At 36.7% G+C, this 17,961-nt stretch carries 16 protein-coding genes; 5 read left to right on the plus strand and 11 right to left on the minus strand.

Annotated elements, in window-relative coordinates; genetic code table 11:
• Positions 1-307 precede the first annotated feature (307 nt).
• The 5 genes from HXT48_RS04500 (at position 308) to HXT48_RS04520 (ending at position 7,097) form a co-directional block, all read left to right on the plus strand.
• Complete coding sequence (locus HXT48_RS04500) at positions 308-2,632, plus strand: phage/plasmid primase, P4 family (protein WP_421792992.1); 2,325 nt, start codon at positions 308-310, stop codon at positions 2,630-2,632.
• A gap of 417 nt (positions 2,633-3,049) precedes the next feature.
• Positions 3,050-3,997 carry a phage major capsid protein gene (locus HXT48_RS04505; protein WP_421792993.1) on the plus strand — a complete coding sequence of 316 codons (948 nt, stop codon included), beginning with the start codon at positions 3,050-3,052 and terminating at the stop codon, positions 3,995-3,997.
• A gap of 18 nt (positions 3,998-4,015) precedes the next feature.
• A complete protein-coding gene (locus HXT48_RS04510; RefSeq protein WP_194251715.1) occupies positions 4,016-4,183 on the plus strand; it encodes a hypothetical protein in 168 nt (55 codons plus the stop codon).
• 71 nt (positions 4,184-4,254) lie between these two features.
• Positions 4,255-5,907, plus strand: coding sequence for a recombinase family protein (locus HXT48_RS04515; protein ID WP_421792994.1), 1,653 nt, complete (start codon positions 4,255-4,257; stop codon positions 5,905-5,907).
• Positions 5,908-6,662: 755 nt separating this feature from the next.
• Complete coding sequence (locus HXT48_RS04520) at positions 6,663-7,097, plus strand: CGNR zinc finger domain-containing protein (RefSeq protein ID WP_033888673.1); 435 nt, start codon at positions 6,663-6,665, stop codon at positions 7,095-7,097.
• A gap of 53 nt (positions 7,098-7,150) precedes the next feature.
• On the opposite strand, the gene HXT48_RS04525 is transcribed toward HXT48_RS04520, so the two are convergent.
• From HXT48_RS04525 to HXT48_RS04575, 11 genes are all read right to left on the minus strand, one after another.
• Positions 7,151-8,527, minus strand: coding sequence for an LlaJI family restriction endonuclease (locus tag HXT48_RS04525; RefSeq protein WP_004110911.1), 1,377 nt, complete (start codon positions 8,525-8,527; stop codon positions 7,151-7,153).
• 13 nt (positions 8,528-8,540) lie between these two features.
• Entirely contained in the window at positions 8,541-10,502 is a 1,962-nt protein-coding gene (locus tag HXT48_RS04530) for an McrB family protein (RefSeq protein ID WP_076002754.1), read from the minus strand.
• Entirely contained in the window at positions 10,495-11,568 is a 1,074-nt protein-coding gene (locus HXT48_RS04535; protein ID WP_012914001.1) for a DNA cytosine methyltransferase, read from the minus strand. The genes HXT48_RS04530 and HXT48_RS04535 overlap by 8 nt, the downstream gene beginning before the upstream one ends.
• Positions 11,569-12,288 (minus strand): DNA-methyltransferase, encoded by a 720-nt coding sequence (locus tag HXT48_RS04540; RefSeq protein ID WP_004110918.1) that lies wholly within the window; start codon positions 12,286-12,288, stop codon positions 11,569-11,571.
• 26 nt (positions 12,289-12,314) lie between these two features.
• A complete protein-coding gene (locus HXT48_RS04545; protein ID WP_012914000.1) occupies positions 12,315-12,500 on the minus strand; it encodes a helix-turn-helix domain-containing protein in 186 nt (61 codons plus the stop codon).
• A 1,055-nt stretch (positions 12,501-13,555) separates the two neighbouring features.
• On the minus strand, positions 13,556-13,735 hold the full coding sequence (locus tag HXT48_RS04550; protein WP_012913999.1) for a hypothetical protein: 180 nt from the start codon (positions 13,733-13,735) through the stop codon (positions 13,556-13,558).
• Between the two features lie 269 nt (positions 13,736-14,004).
• Positions 14,005-15,303: a hypothetical protein gene (locus HXT48_RS04555; RefSeq protein WP_421792995.1), complete on the minus strand. Its 1,299-nt coding sequence runs from the start codon at positions 15,301-15,303 to the stop codon at positions 14,005-14,007.
• A 547-nt stretch (positions 15,304-15,850) separates the two neighbouring features.
• Entirely contained in the window at positions 15,851-16,480 is a 630-nt protein-coding gene (locus HXT48_RS04560) for a hypothetical protein (RefSeq protein WP_012913997.1), read from the minus strand.
• 19 nt (positions 16,481-16,499) lie between these two features.
• Complete coding sequence (locus HXT48_RS04565; RefSeq protein ID WP_012913996.1) at positions 16,500-16,991, minus strand: recombinase family protein; 492 nt, start codon at positions 16,989-16,991, stop codon at positions 16,500-16,502.
• 102 nt (positions 16,992-17,093) lie between these two features.
• Complete coding sequence (locus HXT48_RS04570; protein ID WP_076002752.1) at positions 17,094-17,369, minus strand: type II toxin-antitoxin system RelB/DinJ family antitoxin; 276 nt, start codon at positions 17,367-17,369, stop codon at positions 17,094-17,096.
• Between the two features lie 5 nt (positions 17,370-17,374).
• Positions 17,375-17,881 (minus strand): GNAT family N-acetyltransferase, encoded by a 507-nt coding sequence (locus tag HXT48_RS04575; RefSeq protein ID WP_004110930.1) that lies wholly within the window; start codon positions 17,879-17,881, stop codon positions 17,375-17,377.
• Positions 17,882-17,961 lie beyond the last annotated feature (80 nt).

Below are 17,961 nucleotides of genomic sequence, written 5' to 3' on the forward strand. Positions count from 1 at the left end.
TCCCTCCTTATTTTAATAGTTAAATATTATCACGATTCTGTGAGTATATCAACGATATAAAGAGCTAGCCACTCCGGAATATAGCAGGTTAAAAAGTCTCCTTTTCTATTCATTCAAGGCAAATGCCTAATGAATGCTTAGGAGATTTTTATTGTCAAAAATTTTTTCTAAAACCGTCAGATTACATCCTCTTTCATGGCTACCAAGTAGAAGACCAAAAAAACTTTTTAAGACAGGTTAAAAAGTCGGCTTTTTCTTTTGCCTGTGATGTAGAAGGGATAAGCCTTCTAGAAAAGGAGGATCAAATATGGATCTAGAGAAACTGCCAAAAGCACTAAAGAACAAGAATATCTTTTGTTCATGGAAGTACGAGCAGCAAGAAAACGGTAGGCTCACTAAGCCGCCTTATAACCCCATAACGGGAAAGAAAGCAGCTACAGACAACTTAAGCGATTTTGCCTCGCTTGATGATGCCATGAAAGTAAAAGACCAATACGACGGAATTGGTATAAAGCTTGTTGACAATCTCTTAGGTATCGATTTAGACCACTGCATCGATAATGGCATCATTAAAGACTGGGCAAAAGATATTATTTCCCGTTTCAAGCACGCTTATATCGAATACAGCCCAAGTAAGCATGGTTTTCATATCCTGCTTCTGTTTAATGGCGCATACGATAAAAAGTCTTATTACATCAAGCATGGGGATATTGAGGTTTACAGCGCTCTAGCTACGAATCGCTATCTAACGGTTACGGGTGATGTGTATCAGGAAGGCGAGCTTTTAGAAGACGATGAAGCCATCATGTGGCTTTTAGACACGTACATGAAGCGAAACATAAACACTCATGAAAAAGAAAATAACGTGTGTGCAAGGTCATATTTAAGCGATACATCTGTTATTGAAAAAGCTGGTAACGCTGTAAATGGAGCTAAATTTATAGCACTTTGGCATGGTGACATTTCGGCTTACCCTTCTCATAGCGAAGCGGATGCAGCGCTTGTGTCTATTCTCGCCTTTTACTGTGGTGGCAACAAGGAGCAAATAGACCGACTTTTTCGTAAGTCTGCTTTATTCCGTCCTAAGTGGGATGAACACCGTGGCACGGATACTTATGGCAATACAACCATTCAGAAAGCTGTTTCTAAATGTCATACCTTCTATGAGCCTTTCCATAATGCAAGTGCTGAAGAAGACTTTGATGATCTCTTATCTAAATTACAGGAATTAAAGCCTGATGAAAATATACGATATCGCAACGGTGATTTAGGTAATGGCAGATTGTTTGCTGATATTTTCCAAAACATTCTGCACTATGTACCGGAGCGCAAAATGTGGTTCATCTTCGATGGTGTACGTTGGACTTGCGATATTGGAACGCTTAAAACGATGGAACTATGCAAGGATTTAGCTCTTTCTCTTATACGTTATGCTGGTGCCATTAAAGACGAGAGAACCCGTTCCATGCTTGTTGAGTATTGGAACAAATGGAGCAGCCGTCGTAACCGTGAGATTTATATCAAGGAAGCTCAAAGCGTTTACCCCATTTCGATGGAAGCGTTCGATAAGAACATTTATCTATTTAACTGCCAAAACGGAACTTTAGACCTTCAGCACGGTGTATTTCGCAAGCACTTAGCAACAGATCTTATTACCAAAGTATCACCTGTGTTTTATGACCCGAAGGCAAGAAGTGAGCGTTTTCGCCAGTTTGTCGATGAAATTATGAGCGGAGATTGTGAGAAAGCCTTGTATCTTCAAAAGTCATTAGGCTATGCGTTAAGCGGTGATACACGCTATGAGTGCATGTTCTTTCTTTTTGGAGAAAGCACAAGAAACGGTAAAGGCACACTCATGGAAAGCGTTCTGTCTGTGATGGGCGATTACGGAAAAGCGGTACGCGCGGAAACCATTGCTCTAAAGAAGAACCCTAATAGCTCACAGCCGACCGAGGATGTAGCACGCCTTGCCGGTGTTCGCTTTGCCAATATATCTGAGCCGAGCCGAGGACTATTCCTTAATTCAGCCCAAGTTAAATACATGACGGGAAGTGATACCTTAAACGCTCGATTCCTGCATGAGAACAGCTTTGACTTTAAACCACAGTTCAAACTGTACGTGAACACCAATTATCTGCCCGTCATCAGCGATATGACAGTGTTTAGTAGCGACCGCATGCAGATTATTCCCTTTAACAGGCATTTTGAAGCGTGGGAACAGGATAAAACCTTAAAGGCGGAGTTCTCTAAAAAAGAGGTGCAAAGTGCCATTTTAAACTGGCTTCTTGAAGGCTTTACCCACCTCCGAGATGAAGGCTTTAAGCCACCTAATAGCGTTCTTGATGCCATTTTTAGTTATGCCCACGACAGTGACAAAATGGCACAGTTTGCTGAAGATGTACTCGTTAAAGACCAAAGCTCTGAGATTCGAACGGCAGTTGTATACGACCACTACAAGAAGTGGTGCATTGATAACGGCTGTTTTTCTGAGAACAGCAGAAACTTCAATCAGGAATTAAGAAAATTTGCCGAGGTTGTAAGAAAGCGTCCCAATACAGGCGGAGAAAAAACCACGCTTCTTAAAGGCTACAGGCTTAAAAGTGAGTTTAGCGATTTTTTAAGTGGCAATTAGTGGCAGTTAATAACCTATATCCCCATATAACCCTATAAGGCAATAACGAAATTTAACTGCCACATCATGCCACGTTTAAGGAGGTGGTGCCTATGATTGCGTAATTCGTATCGCAAACCTGTGTTGAACATGAAGAAGAAATACTATCATGCACAAATCAAAATACTGAAATGATTTCAGCTTTTGACAACATTGAAGAAAGAAAACCTGCCTAGATACTGTGCTGTTGGAAATTTATTCGCATACTACTTTCTGAACCTAACTCCCTAGGGGGGGTCAAATCTCTAAAGAGTACCCCTTCGGGAACGGGCGCAGGGTCTTGCGTGCAAAAACAGCGAATTCAAAAGGGTAAATGGGCAAAATCAAGCAAATTACTGCAGCAATTGCAGAAAACAGTAATGAAAGGAACTAACGATTATGATTAACAGAAATATTGAAAAAGAAATGAAACTAGCAAGTCAGGACTACCACAGCACGTTTTGGAATGTACTGCGTAATGCAAATGGTAATGCGAATAATATTGAAAAAAAGCTGCGCCACCATTATACGGATGCCTATGATTTGCCGACTTCTTCTCTAGCAAAACTCGAAGCAAAGCTTGCAAACAAAAGTAATCTTAGAAAACTGTGTACAGTGGTAAAAGCACACTCGCAAGCAAGTAAATTGTTCATCTATGAAGCCTCACCGTTCACCAAATGGATGAAAGATTATGACACAAGCATCATGACGTATATGCCTATTAAAGATGGTTTTAAGCGTATTGATGTAACGGATTATACCCTAGTTAACCTCATTCGTTTGGGTACGGATTTTGCAGCTGACCTTGACTTTGATATCGAAGAGTTCATAACAAGCGAACTGACAAAGCAATTTACATTGAGTGAGTCGGAAGCTTTTATAAATGGTGATGGGATAACTAAGCCGACAGGAATTTTATCAGATACATCAGGTGCTGAGGTTGCTGTTCAAGCAAAAGAGATTTCCGCAGATGTCATCAAACGTTTATTCTTCTCGCTAGATAGTAAGTATCGAGAAAATGCCACGTGGCTTATGAATGATGAAACTGCTCTTTATCTTCAAACCTTAAAGGACACTAACGGAGCATACATCCTACCTGATTTTGATGGCAACTTAATGGGCAGACCTGTGGTCATTGACAATGCCATGCCTTCTTCTCAAAAGGGAGCAAAAGTTATCGCTTTTGGTGATTTTTCCAACTATTGGATTATCGAACGCCATAACCCAACCATCAAGGTTCTAAACGAACTATTTTCTCTTATGGACCAGATAGGTTACCTTTCTTTTGAGTATTTGGATGGGAAACTGGTACATCCTGAAGCAATTAAAGTATTGCAACTTTCTTAAACAAAGAGGTCAAAATGCATGGATGAACAAATTAGGGATACACCGGTAAAAACCGAAGTGTTAAGAATCGGAAATACTGAATTTACGGTTCACTCTCTTGAAAGCAAGAGTGCTCAGAAAGGTGTCAAAGACCTAATCAAGCACCTTATTTTAAGCAATTTAAACCATGTAATAGAAGCTAAATAACTTGATAAATTCTGAGTTATACGGGAATATATACTGACCGCTTGAAGGCTGTCGGAAAGGAGGAAAAACAGATGAATAAACTAAATAGACAGCCTTCTTATACTCTAGATAATATAGGCAAGATAACGGCACTTTACTGCCGTTTATCCAAAGACGATGAATTACAAGGTGACAGCAATTCCATTATCAATCAAAAGAGCATGCTGAAAAAGTATGCCGAGGATAATCATTTCAACAATCTTATGTTCTTTGTAGACGATGGCTACTCGGGTACTAATTTCCAGCGACCTGATTGGCTTAAATTAACTGCTCTCATTGACGAAGGAAAGATTGGAACCATTATCGTCAAGGACATGTCACGCTTGGGTAGAGATTATCTGCAAGTTGGTATGTATACAGAGATGGTATTCCCTAACGCTGATATTCGCTTTATTGCAATAAATAACGGCGTAGATAGCAATAATCAGTCAGACAACGACATGACACCTTTCATCAACATCTTCAATGAGTTTTATGCTAAGGACACAAGCAGAAAAATAAAAGCTGTGTTTAAAGCAAAAGGACAAAGTGGGAAGCCGCTCTGCATCAATCCTCCTTATGGGTATCTTAAGGATCCTGAAGATAAAAATCATTGGATTGTAGATGAAGAAGCTGCCAGTGTAGTGCGTGAAATCTTTAGACTCTGCGTTAATGGGTATGGGCCTAGCCAGATTGCCAATGAGCTAATCAAAAGGAATATTCCAACACCTTCTGAGCATTTTTTCTCTCTTGGTATTAAAATTCCTTCCGCGAAATCGGAGATTAAGGGAGTCTGGAATCAAAAAACTATCTCTAATATGCTTGAAAAGCAAGAATATCTTGGGCATACGGTCAATTTCAAAACAAGAAAGAAATCGTACAAGTGCAAGAAAACATTATTGAATCCCAAAGAAGACTGGCTAATTTTCAAAAACACACACGAAGCAATTATTGACCAGGAAACTTTTGACATAGTTCAACGTATAAGAGATGGTAGACGAGTGCGTGCCAATCTTGGAGAAATGCCAGTGTTATCAGGAATGCTATTTTGTGCGGATTGTGGTAACAAGCTTTATCAGGTTCGAGGAAAAGATTGGAGCCATGATAAAGAATACTTTGTCTGTGCTACCTATCGTAAGCAAAAAGGCAAATGCTCATCACATCAAATTAGAAATATTCAGATCGAAGCAATACTGCTTCACGAGCTTAGAACTATTACTTCATTTGCCAAACAGCACGAAGAAGAGTTCGTGGGACTTGTGATGAAGAAAAGCGAGAAAGAACTAACCCAAAAGTTAAAGTCCTCTAATAGGGAACTCGAGCAAGCAAAAGCAAGAATTAGCAAACTTGACACAATTGTTCAGCATCTCTATGAAGACAACTTAGACGGTAAAATTTCTGATGAACGATTTAAGAGCATGTCTGAGTCCTACGACAAGGAACAAGCTGAACTGAAAAGCAAGATTGAATCCCTTGAAGCCTTTATTTCTAAAGCGCAAGAGGAATGTCTCAACGTAGATTCTTTCTTGAAATTAGTACGACAATACACAGATATACAAGAACTTAATGCAGAGATCATTCGAACCTTTGTAGATAAGATTTATGTTGAAAAATCTGAAAAGGTAGCAGGTACAAGAACCAAGAAACAAACCATATGGATACAGTGGAATTACATAGGTGCAGTTGATATTCCACTCCATAAGTAAAATCGGCGTAGCCGGTAGTAATACCGATTACGCCGATAATTTTTTAGGAATTAAATCCCTAAGTGAATGCCCCTAATTTTGAAAATTTTTTATTTATGTTTGAAAGCTGTAGTTGTGACTGCGTTGAAGATATAGAACACACATCTCCAGGGAAAGAGCCTACAATCAGATTAAAATTACAAGCAATACCTGAAATTTGGTTACACTGCCAAAGGTGGTTTATTTCGGATTGCATCTAATGTAAGCACAGAGGATCGAAATATACTTGGTAAATTAATTTCATTATCTAACAAACTAACTAAAGAACTTTTTTCTTTCTTTAAAAGCAATGGTTTCTTATTTCCTGTATCAGAAACTTCCTATACTGGATTCGATGAAAAAATTTTGTATGAAATAATCAACCGATTGAAAGCGACAGTTGAGTTAATGACTGCTGTAGTGAAATTAGAAAGAATTATAAAAAGATTTGCGAATTGGTTATCTCTTTACTCCTCCGTAAGGATATTTCTATAAATACAGATTTTATGAATAAACCTTATTCAAGCTGCCACAATTCTTATCTTGAAACGATTAACAACTCTCCATCTGAATTATCTCCTAAAAGAAAATAGGAAAAATTTGATGGAGATACCTACACTATTGCAGACTCTTTATATGGCACATATAATCTGAGCATCAATGATTATAACGATAGTATTGGAGGTTATAAATCTGTTCAAGGATTTCAAAACGAGCTATATATTAAAGTAACTTTGATGTTTGTTAATTATGAGAAACAAGATACAGCTAAGAAAATTTCCGATTTCCTATTTCACTTCTTTTATGACATGAATGGAGATAGCTCCAATAATTTCTCTGAAATAATGAAAGTAGCAGTAATTGAAATCGCTAAGTTTCTAATTAAGGAAGAAATTAATTACAATATTAAAGATATACATCCTGTTTATGATCCAGAAACCATGACTCCTTCCTGGAAAGTAGATTCACTTCTTAGTGCTGTATATTTCTCCATATTTTACTTGAAACCAGATCTTGAGTTATATCGCCCCTGTGATAATCCTAGATGTGGTCGGTATTTCCTTGTAAATACCACATCAACAAGGAAACGTTTCTGTAGCAAAGAATGCTGCAACAGAGTTACACAAGACCGATATAGGAAAAGAAAAGGAAAAAGAAGAACTATAAAATAAAGTCTCTGTCTGTAGTACTACAAACAGAGATTCTGCAATAGTATTTTTTATATTTAATCTATATCGTACGTGCCACGGTCTTCGGCAACCATAGAATCAGTAGGCTTACGCGCATAAGATACTATTTTAGAAAGAGATGATTCCTTTGTAAATTTTATTTCCTTCCTGCTCAGAACAGACTCTATAGATTCTGCAAGTGCAGCCTTTTCCTTTATCGGTTTACCTGAATAATGGTACATTAGATATCTTGTATCAATCACAATTCCTTGGATTCGTTCATAGTATTTTTTGTTGCGTCTCCAGTCGCCAATTGCCTCACCAATGTTTCCAACAAAAGACGTCAGACTAAAATAGTTCTTTGCCATATTGTACGGCATGATGAAAGCATTAAATAGAGATTTCGCATCTACATTCTTATTCTTTTCCAAATATTCGCCATATGTAATTTGCTTATTGATTGACGAACCGTTAGGCAGATGGTCAGGAATCCCAGTCAAACCGTATTTATAGTACTTAGCGTCAAGAACGTAATATTTATCGTTATATATCATGATTGTATCCGGTATCAAAGGCCTCTTTTCTTTGTATTTGCCGTAGTCAAGCAACCATCTTGAACGAGGAAAATATTTATTTTTGTCCTTCTCTCCAAATGCTCGATCAATTAATTTTTCCCACACGTGATCAAAGTCATCTGTACCAAAGTAGAATTGCTTATCGGAAGTCTTCTCATCCATATACTCAAGCATGTCATTCATGCTACGAAATAAGGATTTCTTCCTATCGTCATTTGTAGTAGCAAGCTTGTTTTGGACAATTCTTATTGACGTCTTAATATCCGGATGTGACCCTGATTCCTCTGGCATATAGGGAACATACAGCCATCCAAGTCTCTTAAACGCTTCATACACACAGAATCTATTAATCTGCGTTATTTCTTTCGTGTCATTTGGAGTTGAAGATCGAACTTCAAACTGTGTAAATACAAAAGAACTCACACCATTTCTGCTTTGAACAAGAGGCATTTGCTTTCGTGCAGTTCTTGCCCAATCCTGCTTACCAGTTGAAGCAGTAGTATATACTTGCTCTTTCTCAACATAATAGGCGCCACCAATTGAAAAATAATATTCTATAACATTTTTATACGCATTGATAGGGAAGCCTACCAATTGTGGTGCTGTAAACTTATTAATTGCCAATAATCTGTCATCTTTTGTTGTAAATTCAGATAACACTTGTATTAAATGCTTTATGTCTGTTCTGATTTCAGCATCGGTTTTTGGCAACTCATATCCGATTGGAAAATAGACCATAGCATTATCAGAATCAGCTTTGATACCAACAAAACGATCACCATCTTCATTTGTGTTAACATGGCAGTGTTTTTTAATATCAAATTCCTTGATTGAATTTGATGCTGAGTCTAAATCCATATAAATCACCGACTTAATCTTCTTCTACATTAGCAAATGCATCCCTGACATTATCTTTAAACACCTTAAAGCGCTCAGTACCATTGGCATACATAAAAGCATGTATTACTTGTTCAAGACTTTGATATTTATCAACATCAAAAATAATTTCACGGTTGAATTTAAATGCATCATCCCAAAGATATTTTATTACCTTTTCAGGGAACTTCCTATTTTGTCGCATTGCATCACGAATCACTGCAATTCTGGACTTCTCATCATCTGTAAGGGAACCACTGGTTTCTTTCACACGAAGAGCATCGTATTCTTTCAGATCTCCCATAGTGTCATCGTATTTAAGGTCATGAACATGAACAAAATATGCTCCAAGTCTCTTATCCTCCGCAGAAGTCATCCTTGTACTATTCCCAACAACAATCTTATTGATTTCAACACAGAAATTTTTCCATGTTATTCCAGTGTCAAGGATTTCTGCATCAGCAAGCGAACTGTCGACACTGGCAAAATCGTTCTCGATAAGACGCATATCCCATCTGCGCTGAAAAGCTGTATCTAACGTGAAAACATTTTGATCTGATGTGTTCATCGTACCTATGATGGAAAGGTTTGAAGGAATACGAACCTTTTCTGTTTTTCTATCCTTGCCGTACATCTCCTCAGCAATATTCATATTTGTAATACCGTACTCACTTGTACCGATGGGATATCCGTTGTCATCAATATCACGAATTTCTACTTTACGGTCAAGCAACTGGAACACTTCTCCGAAGATAGCAGGAGCGTTACCACGATTAATTTCCTCAATAATAAGGATGTATTCCTTGCTCGGATTGTTATATGATTCACGAAGGATATTCGTAAAAGGTCCAGGAGTAAACTTATAACTTACCTGTCCATCATCTGAAACTGCTGGAAGAATCTGTCCAATGAAATCTGAATAAGTGTAGTCAGGATGAAATACAAGTCTTTCTACAACACTTCCAGGTTTGCAATATTCATGCTCAATAGTCCAACTCTTACCAGAACCCGGAACACCATATAGAAGAATATTACGCCCACTTACAACGCGATTATTTTCAAGCGAATCTTGTCTATCGGTCTCTTTATCTATATTTGCATCCTTGAAGCCTATTATTTTTGTGGCTGATAGCTGCAGAAAGGTTTCTACCCTTTTTTGATATTCCTCTAGATTATTAAACTGACCTTTTAATATCTGAACATCTCCATTATGGCCCTCAAGGTATGGGTTTAGTCCATCCGAAAGCAGAGATTTAAGTATTCTTAAAGAACCTTTAGCTTCTTCATCTCCATTTAAGTCTACATTATTTTTAGTTTGCATTAGTTTCTTATACACGTCGTTTTGATTAAAAATAACATCATTAGTACCATCAACTAATTTAAAGATTGCGCCTTCAGATATTGCAGTTAACAAGCGACTCAATCGAGTCTCTATCTGCTTATCATAATTAATATCAACACCAATCCACAAAATCAAAATACGTACATAAGCATCCCAATCATTGTCAATTAGAGTATCGATAATGTCAGCATTGACCGTATAGATTAATTTTTTGGGATACCTTATTCCACCTGTCCTTTCTGCACCAGCAGTTTTATCTTCATCAATAAAGCTGATTTTTGCTAACTTCCAAATTAGCTCAAAGGCTACTATTAGCGATTCCATTTGAGACTTAAATAGTGAATTATTATTTATAGCATCTATTACTGTATCAATGTTAATACCATCTTGTTTACAAATTTGTGCTAGTTTATTTTTAATAGCAGTTTTCAAATTTGGATTAATTACTATTTTGTCTCCACTTTGCACGGAATACTGAAGCTCAGCAGACTTAATAGAGCACTCCCAAAACAAAAGTATTAGCGCGACAGCACTCTTAACATGTGGGAGCGAAGATTTAATACCAAGCTTTAAATCCAATGCACTATAAGCGGACATATTATCTGGTCTATTCATCAATGTTTCCCTCCATAATATCATTTTTAATTACTCTAGCGATTGCTGATGCCAATAGTGGCGGAACAGCATTACCAACTTGTCTCATTTGAGAACTCTTACTACCAATGAATATGAATTCATCTGGGAATGACTGTATCCTGGCCGCTTCTCTTACTGTTATTGCCCGATTTAAAAAAGGATGAGTAAATTTGCCTGAAGAAGGTGTATCAAATCTTGTTGTTATCGTGACGGATATATCATCTTTTTTCATCCTGGTCCACGTACCACTATATATGGATTTAGTTAGATGCTCTTTTGGTAAAACTTCTTTACCGGCATTAGGAGGAATCATTCTCAATCTTTTTAATGAAAGTGGAGAGTGTTTTGTTGCCTTATGATTATACAAAAGGTTAGCATGTCCACGTAATTTTTTTTCATACTCGCTTTGAGGCGCATATCTGTATTCTTGCACCTCATCACCTTCTCCTGATTCTAAAAATGCCAAGTCGCTAATTGCGTCCCATATAGTTACTTTCTCATTCAGCGAGGATGGTAAAGACGGAGCAACCCCATTCATTTTGCCAATAATAACTGCTCTTTTTCTATTTTGTGGTACTCCAAAATCCGCGGCATTAAGTACTCCATGCTGCAAAAAGTACCCCATAGCATTAAATAGCGTCTCAATTTCATTAAAAAAATAACCTTTTTCAGCAGTAAGCAGGTTTGGGACATTCTCCATTACAAAATACTTAGGTTTTACAAGCTCAACTACCTTTACATAATATTCAAATAAAAAATTTCTTTTATCGTAGATTGTTTTCCGCTGACCTTTTTGCGAAAAGCCTTGGCAAGGTGGCCCTCCTATAATGACGTCAATCTTATTTTTATATGTTCCAAAAACAGCATCCAAATCAAGAGAGGTAATATCACCAACGACCATTTTTGTTGTTTTATGATTTTTCATATAAGCGTTTGCAATGGATTCATCATACTCATTAGCTAAAAGAACACTGAATCCTTCTTCTTCAAAGCCTAACGATAATCCTCCTACGCCTGAAAATAAATCTATTACCGTTGGTTGCATTTATTTGCCCTCTATCCTAGATTTAGCAATGTTGTAGTATTCTGAGTTTAATTCTATACCTATAAAATTGCGACCAGCTCGTTTTGAAACAACTCCCGTTGTTCCAGAGCCCATAAATGGATCTAGAATATTATCACCAGGGTTGGAAAGTATTTCTACAAAGTGCTGCATCAAACTTTCTGGCTTTTGCGTTGGATGTTTTCCATATTTTCTTTCGCTATTCGGAGTGACGGATGTTTCTATAAAATCATGAAACATAGCTCCACCATTGTTAAATGTTCCAGTCTTTGTTTTATAAGTGAAATACACCCATGCTTCTGTAGAATTTACAAAATGTAAATTCATATTTCTGGGCATAGGGTTAGTTTTATGCCAAATCCCTGTTGTCTTATAGTAAAATCCATATTCCTCAGCTAACTTTATAATCGTTTCAACTTTTATAATAGCCATAAACACAATCATAGAGCCACCCTTTTTCATGACTCTAGAAGATAGTTCAAAAAAAGACTCCATGGATTTCTTCCATTCCTCAAAACCCATGTCATCCCAACCTGCGGCAGCAAAAAAATTGTCTCTCATCTTTTTTAGATTAGTATCTCTAGTTTTCATAAAACTACCAAGATTATATGGCGGATCTGTAACAATTAAATCTATTGATTTTGCCCTAAGATTATCCATAGCAACAATACAGTCATCGTTGTAAAGTTCTATTTTAGACAATATGAATCACTCTCCTAACTTAACAGCTACTCTGCACTTTCTCCACTGGCAATCCATTTATCTAATTCCGAGCGTTTAAATTTCCAAAGTTTTCCTATTTTATATACTGGCATATCTGGTTTTTTTCTTATCCAGGTTCTCAGAGTGACAGTTTTTATCCCCAAGTATTCTGCCGCTTCATCAATGCTGATATAGCCTTCTTCATTTTTCATCTGTGTTATACCACCTCTAAATTTTCATCACTACAGACCCAACTACCATTATATCTGCTTTTTATAAAAGGTCAATGTATTTGGTTGTATTTGGATATATTTCATTATATTTGTATATATTACTAGATATTTTACATTATAAGAAATTGCCTATCTTTGACGCTGTAGCCTGTGAGCAAGTCGTGTGTACTTTTTACCGTTACCATCCTGTGCACTCGACCCTAGAGCATTGATATCTTCCCTCAAACAGCCAAACTGCACTCAAAAAGCACGCCGAGCCAGCTTACAGCCGCCACTCATTAAACCTTTTAACGATAGACCCTGTAAACCCCTGCTACACAAAGACAAAATTTGCCCAGTTAATCAGCTCTTGACATCAATACAACAGTCTCCACGTGGATTGAGAGACAAATATGAAATGAATAAAAGTTAATAGTTTTCAAAAGCTCGTGCTCGGGAATATGTGTGGGAATATAAGCATAACTAATACGTTAAGCTATTCACTACAAATCTAAACTATTCCTATCCAATAGGAAGTCGAATAAACTAATAGTAAGTATTCCATGCTCATCCAAAAAAGGTTTTATTCTATCTTTTACGATAATTATTTTTCTTAAATGAATCATCAATATATAACAAGGACGCTTTTTCTTGATGTATCTTTTCGATTGAAGGAAGACTATAGGCAGATTGAATATAATATCTTTTACTTCCAAGATTAGCTATGAAATCAACTTCTAACTGTTTCTTGATGCCTTTATTATTAACATTAAACGTATATTATATCTGTGAACAACATCTCGTAAACGTACGCCTCTTCCTATTTAGAATTATTTCCATTTCGGAATTTAATCTAAATACATTATGAAGAATAAGCTCATGGAACTCAACGCTATTTAGAAATCTATCGCAAAAAGTCTCTGACCTCACCCAAGCTAGCCGTGGACACTCTTTAGAATAAATACATCGCGTCCACTCCACTTAGGAGTTGCAAAACACGTACTTGCATGATGTCATCCATTTAATTAGTCTCGCTGTCTAGTCGGAGAATTGTTTTACTTGCTTGACTTAATAAGCACGACTGTCCAAGCGATAAGAATCAGTTCCATTGCAATGGCTACTCCAAGCAGATGATATAACTCCATAATAGCGAAAGCTGCAATAACTGGAACCATTACGCTTATTAGAATAGAAACTAGCTGCATTTGCTTACGACAGTTTGAACATTTACTCATTTAGATGCCTTCCTAGTAAGCTGGTGCATTTAGAATCACCAGGGTCTCAAGTGGACGATAATATAACAATAATGCTAACGTCCACTGATGAAATTCAACTATTTGAAACTAACGGTGCTAAAGTACCTCTCTCACTAATTAACAAATTATCATAGTTGGCGTGAATGGCATTCTGAGTGACGGTGGCACCATTCATGTCAAGAGGACGAATACTGTCATACTTTTTGTTACAACGTATCTGTCACCTTATCATTCTTCTTTTTTCACATTCATTCTGCCTTACCCATTGGTAAGTAGTAGATTTTACCGTCTTTAGAAATCAATTGCACATCCTCGGCATACAGGTCAGAGGTGTCCTGCGGATGTTTAATGGATTTGACTGATGCTTGAGCCGTTATCATATCTACTGTTTTTTTGTTAATCGCCCTAAAATTAAGGTCATCATCAAATAATCCAGGAATAAAATGAATGACGCGATCGATTCCATCTCTTTTACGCTTGATCTCATCTGTATCAATGCTTAAACGATTTACGGATGTCTGATGCCAGCCAGTCAATAATGCTTGAGTATCTTCCACCTGCTTTGTGTATGTCGGCAAAAGCGCTAGGCACTGCTTTCTTGAGACAGACCCCAGATGAAGCGTATACCTCAAGTCGGAAATCTTATACAGCACATCAAGCAATGCTTTTTGGTATGTATACCAGTTTTGCGCTTCTTTTAATTCCTTTTCATAAGATGCATAATCCAGGTCATTTTTCTTTGTAAAGCCCGCCAAAGTTAAATTAACCTGACCAAGTAACTGAGTACATTCTTCTTCTATATTATCGAGCTGCGCAATCTTTGACAGTCTCAATTCATCATTCTCAAGGATCTCTACTTGAAAGTCGGCAATTTTCTTAACATGAGCAACAAGTGAAAAAACCCGACTTCGAAATTCATTATCTTGAAAATCAGATATTTTTGAAATTCCATCACGGATTGATCCAAGCTCTGCATTTATCTGCGTCATGTAATACTGCCCAACAACAATTGATGCCAATCCCATGGCTACACCCACATTATTCGCTACTACATTTTTAGCTTTAACCGCTACAAGGTTTGCATGACCCTTGATTCCATTAGCACCAAAATAGAGTCCTCGAACCGCTCCTTTCATAGCCTTAGAATTGGTAAGTTTAGCACCAGCCGGGATTATAGCGCGATACAAAACCTCGCTTCCCGCTTTTGCAATTTGGACTGCATTGGAACCTGCTATACTAGCCTGCACCAATCCGGAAAACAAATTGTTCACACGCCCCAGAATTTTACTATCAGTTATCTCCACCAGCTTACTATCATCAGATATTGCTTCTACCGGAAGCATTTCCATCTGAATGACAAGTTCATCGAGCTTTTGATTTGGCTGAGATAATTTACTTGTTTTCTTTACTATCATCGCACTATTATTCAAATCAGAGCTATTCTCGTCTTCGGGAATATTTGTTTTCTTTAGCCTATTAATTAGGAAAGCAGCAATCATCACCACTGCCACAATACATATGCCAACTACAACATACTCTATATTCAAAGTTCCTCCTTTTAACGTTCTATAATAGGAATAGTAAATTTTGCGAATAAATCAAGCCTCACCAATCTTGATATCTATCTCACAACCACAACTACCCGACATCTAACCCGGCAACTCCATTTATTGACATCTATCTTGGCAACTCTACCATCACACTTTTGGTTGGTTCTCCTTTGGATAAATTTCTGCAGAGTGTTTTGTCTGCCCAATTCCGAAGTCCCCAGATTGCCAGAAAACCGCAGCATTACCGAGCTTTTGCGGCTATTTTCTGTCACTCTCAACATCAAAACAACACTCTCCATGTAAGATTATTAGGCTATTTTGAAAAATTAAATATCTCTGCAAAACCCATTTGATTTTATAAAAACTATAAGATTTCTGTTGTTTCGAGCATATAAGTTTTGATTAGACTAATGTATATATTATATAAACTATTAATCTTTTTTAGAGATTTATCGCTCGAAATATTTGTCCAGCATCATCTGCAATTTTTTAATTTGCATAGAGTTGCAACTTTACAATAACAGTATACTTATTTTCATTAAACCTAATTTATTTTATCTGCAGCTGGATCAACTTCACAGAAATGATCTGGGTTTCGCTTACATTGCAAAGCAGGCACTTTTTTTGTAACCTCACGTTTTGTTTTTCCATTAGGATATGTTGTATCTCTCCATTCTACAGCCTTATTGAAATATTTCATTGTGCCACCACATATAGGGCATTTTTCAATATGAATTTTTTCTATCGTAAGTTTTCTTCCAAGACCACTAATTGCATAATTAAAGAATAACGGATGCCTAGTTTCTCTTTTAGTAATATCTCTTAACCATACAATAATTGCCAAAAGTATAATTATTACTATAGCTAAGATTCCCCAATATATAATATTATTGTTTGCATTTATTTGAATACTTTTATTGGTAAATAAATTAATTAAAGGTTCAAATAGTTTATAAAACGGGAAAATTCCTATCAGGGAAATAAAGATTCCCATCCATGATAGAATTGCCATTGTTATAGGGCTTCTCCAAACAGGTTCAGGCGTATATGTCGCAGTTTTTCCCGATGAATTCCCATTAAAATCTGTATTGTTTCCGGAAACAATATTAGTGGGTCCATTAAAAACATTCCCTGAAACGGTGTTAATATTTGATTTAGAAAATTTATCTTTCATATACATTCTCCTATGATCTTCATCTTTTCGAACTATATTTCTTAGACTTGCGTTTGACCGTTCCGTCCTCTCCAACTTCCACATTACTACGAACCGCCATCTCAAGCTCAACGGCTTCAAACTTCTCTTTAGAAATAATGCCTGCATTCAGCATGCCATGCTTATCTTTCTTATAACCATAACAAGCCCTACTATAAAGACCCGACGTGCCATCTTCTGCTCTACGCCTTAATCCCCAAACAATATTCTCGCTACGCCAATCATTTTCAGCCTGACAGCACGCTTGAACCACACTGATTAAAAGTTCATCATCGACAGTTTCCGTATCAATCTTATCGGTCTCAAAGATAATCCTTGTACCACATGATCGAATCTTTCTAATAGCCTCTAAGCCTTCTTTCGTATCACGACCAAAACGACTCACACTTTTAGTAAGAATAATATCAAGATTACCTTTCTCACACTCATCAATCATTCGATTAAATTCAGATCTTGATGAACCAACCTTCACAGGGTGGGTGCACTTTTTAACGATAGAAGCGAGCAATCACAAAAAGGTTTAATTTTCTAAAACCAATCTCACATCACGACTGCCAATCAGCATTCAAGCTCTTCAAAAAACATCATCTATCAGATAGCTATCACCACGAACCGCCTGATCATATCCTTTAACCATCAACGCATTAAACGTTTTCTCATCCATAGCATCTTGTGCTGTAAGAGACTTTGGAATAGTAAGCGAAAACAGAATACCATTATTAAGAATGATTTGACGATAAAACATGTCAATAGCCATAGCTCTAGGGACTCCAATCGTTTCCAAAATTCGATCTGCCTGCTGCTTAATATTTTCTTGTATTCTCACATTCACATTCGCTGTTTTTAATATTTTTCCTATATATTAATCCAATACCTTCTTGTTGTAACGTTTCCTCTTGATAAGTTATTTTTCACTTTGTTTTCTAAAATTCCACCATTATTTTCTATAACTTTTATCGATCCGATATTGTCATCATCACACGTAATCAAAACCTTATGCAGATTCAAAGTCTCTTTACAATATGTAAGTGCCATAGAAAGCATTTTTGTTCCATAGCCCTTCATGCATTCAGATTGTCTAATTTCGTATCCTATGTGACCACCATAGTTAATTAAAAAAGAATTTAATTCATGCCTAATATTAATTTCACCAATAAATTTTTCATTATCTATCAGCCAAAACGTAGTAGCTCTAACATAATTTTCAGGCAAATTTATACCATGTTCAATATTATAAGAACTCTCTATAATTGTTTCGGGGTTTATAAAACGTCTTTCTGCATTCGGCCTAAAAATTTCATCTTCTTCATTTGCTTCTATATAACCTTGGATATATTTACTATCTGGTCTAATTAATTTCATAAGTTCTCCTTATTCTTAATATGTGATTCTAATAAGAATACAATTCTATTAAAATTAGAGTCCATAATAGTCTGTTTAGC

The organism is Gardnerella sp. KA00127, assembly GCF_049244125.1.
GTDB classification, from domain to species: domain Bacteria; phylum Actinomycetota; class Actinomycetes; order Actinomycetales; family Bifidobacteriaceae; genus Bifidobacterium; species Bifidobacterium swidsinskii.

What these genes read in the sequence shown, in the direction of transcription:
- HXT48_RS04545 (WP_012914000.1), bottom strand. Translation starts at nt 12,500, where the DNA reads ATGAAAAATGAAGAAGGCTATATCAGCATTGATGAAGCGGCAGAATAC.
- HXT48_RS04510 (WP_194251715.1), top strand. Translation starts at nt 4,016, where the DNA reads ATGGATGAACAAATTAGGGATACACCGGTAAAAACCGAAGTGTTAAGA.
- HXT48_RS04560 (WP_012913997.1), bottom strand. Translation starts at nt 16,480, where the DNA reads ATGAAAGATAAATTTTCTAAATCAAATATTAACACCGTTTCAGGGAAT.
- HXT48_RS04520 (WP_033888673.1), top strand. Translation starts at nt 6,663, where the DNA reads ATGTTTGTTAATTATGAGAAACAAGATACAGCTAAGAAAATTTCCGAT.
- HXT48_RS04535 (WP_012914001.1), bottom strand. Translation starts at nt 11,568, where the DNA reads ATGCAACCAACGGTAATAGATTTATTTTCAGGCGTAGGAGGATTATCG.
- HXT48_RS04500 (WP_421792992.1), top strand. Translation starts at nt 308, where the DNA reads ATGGATCTAGAGAAACTGCCAAAAGCACTAAAGAACAAGAATATCTTT.
- HXT48_RS04515 (WP_421792994.1), top strand. Translation starts at nt 4,255, where the DNA reads ATGAATAAACTAAATAGACAGCCTTCTTATACTCTAGATAATATAGGC.
- HXT48_RS04505 (WP_421792993.1), top strand. Translation starts at nt 3,050, where the DNA reads ATGATTAACAGAAATATTGAAAAAGAAATGAAACTAGCAAGTCAGGAC.
- HXT48_RS04530 (WP_076002754.1), bottom strand. Translation starts at nt 10,502, where the DNA reads ATGAATAGACCAGATAATATGTCCGCTTATAGTGCATTGGATTTAAAG.
- HXT48_RS04550 (WP_012913999.1), bottom strand. Translation starts at nt 13,735, where the DNA reads ATGAGTAAATGTTCAAACTGTCGTAAGCAAATGCAGCTAGTTTCTATT.
- HXT48_RS04575 (WP_004110930.1), bottom strand. Translation starts at nt 17,881, where the DNA reads ATGAAATTAATTAGACCAGATAGTAAATATATCCAAGGTTATATAGAA.
- HXT48_RS04525 (WP_004110911.1), bottom strand. Translation starts at nt 8,527, where the DNA reads ATGGATTTAGACTCAGCATCAAATTCAATCAAGGAATTTGATATTAAA.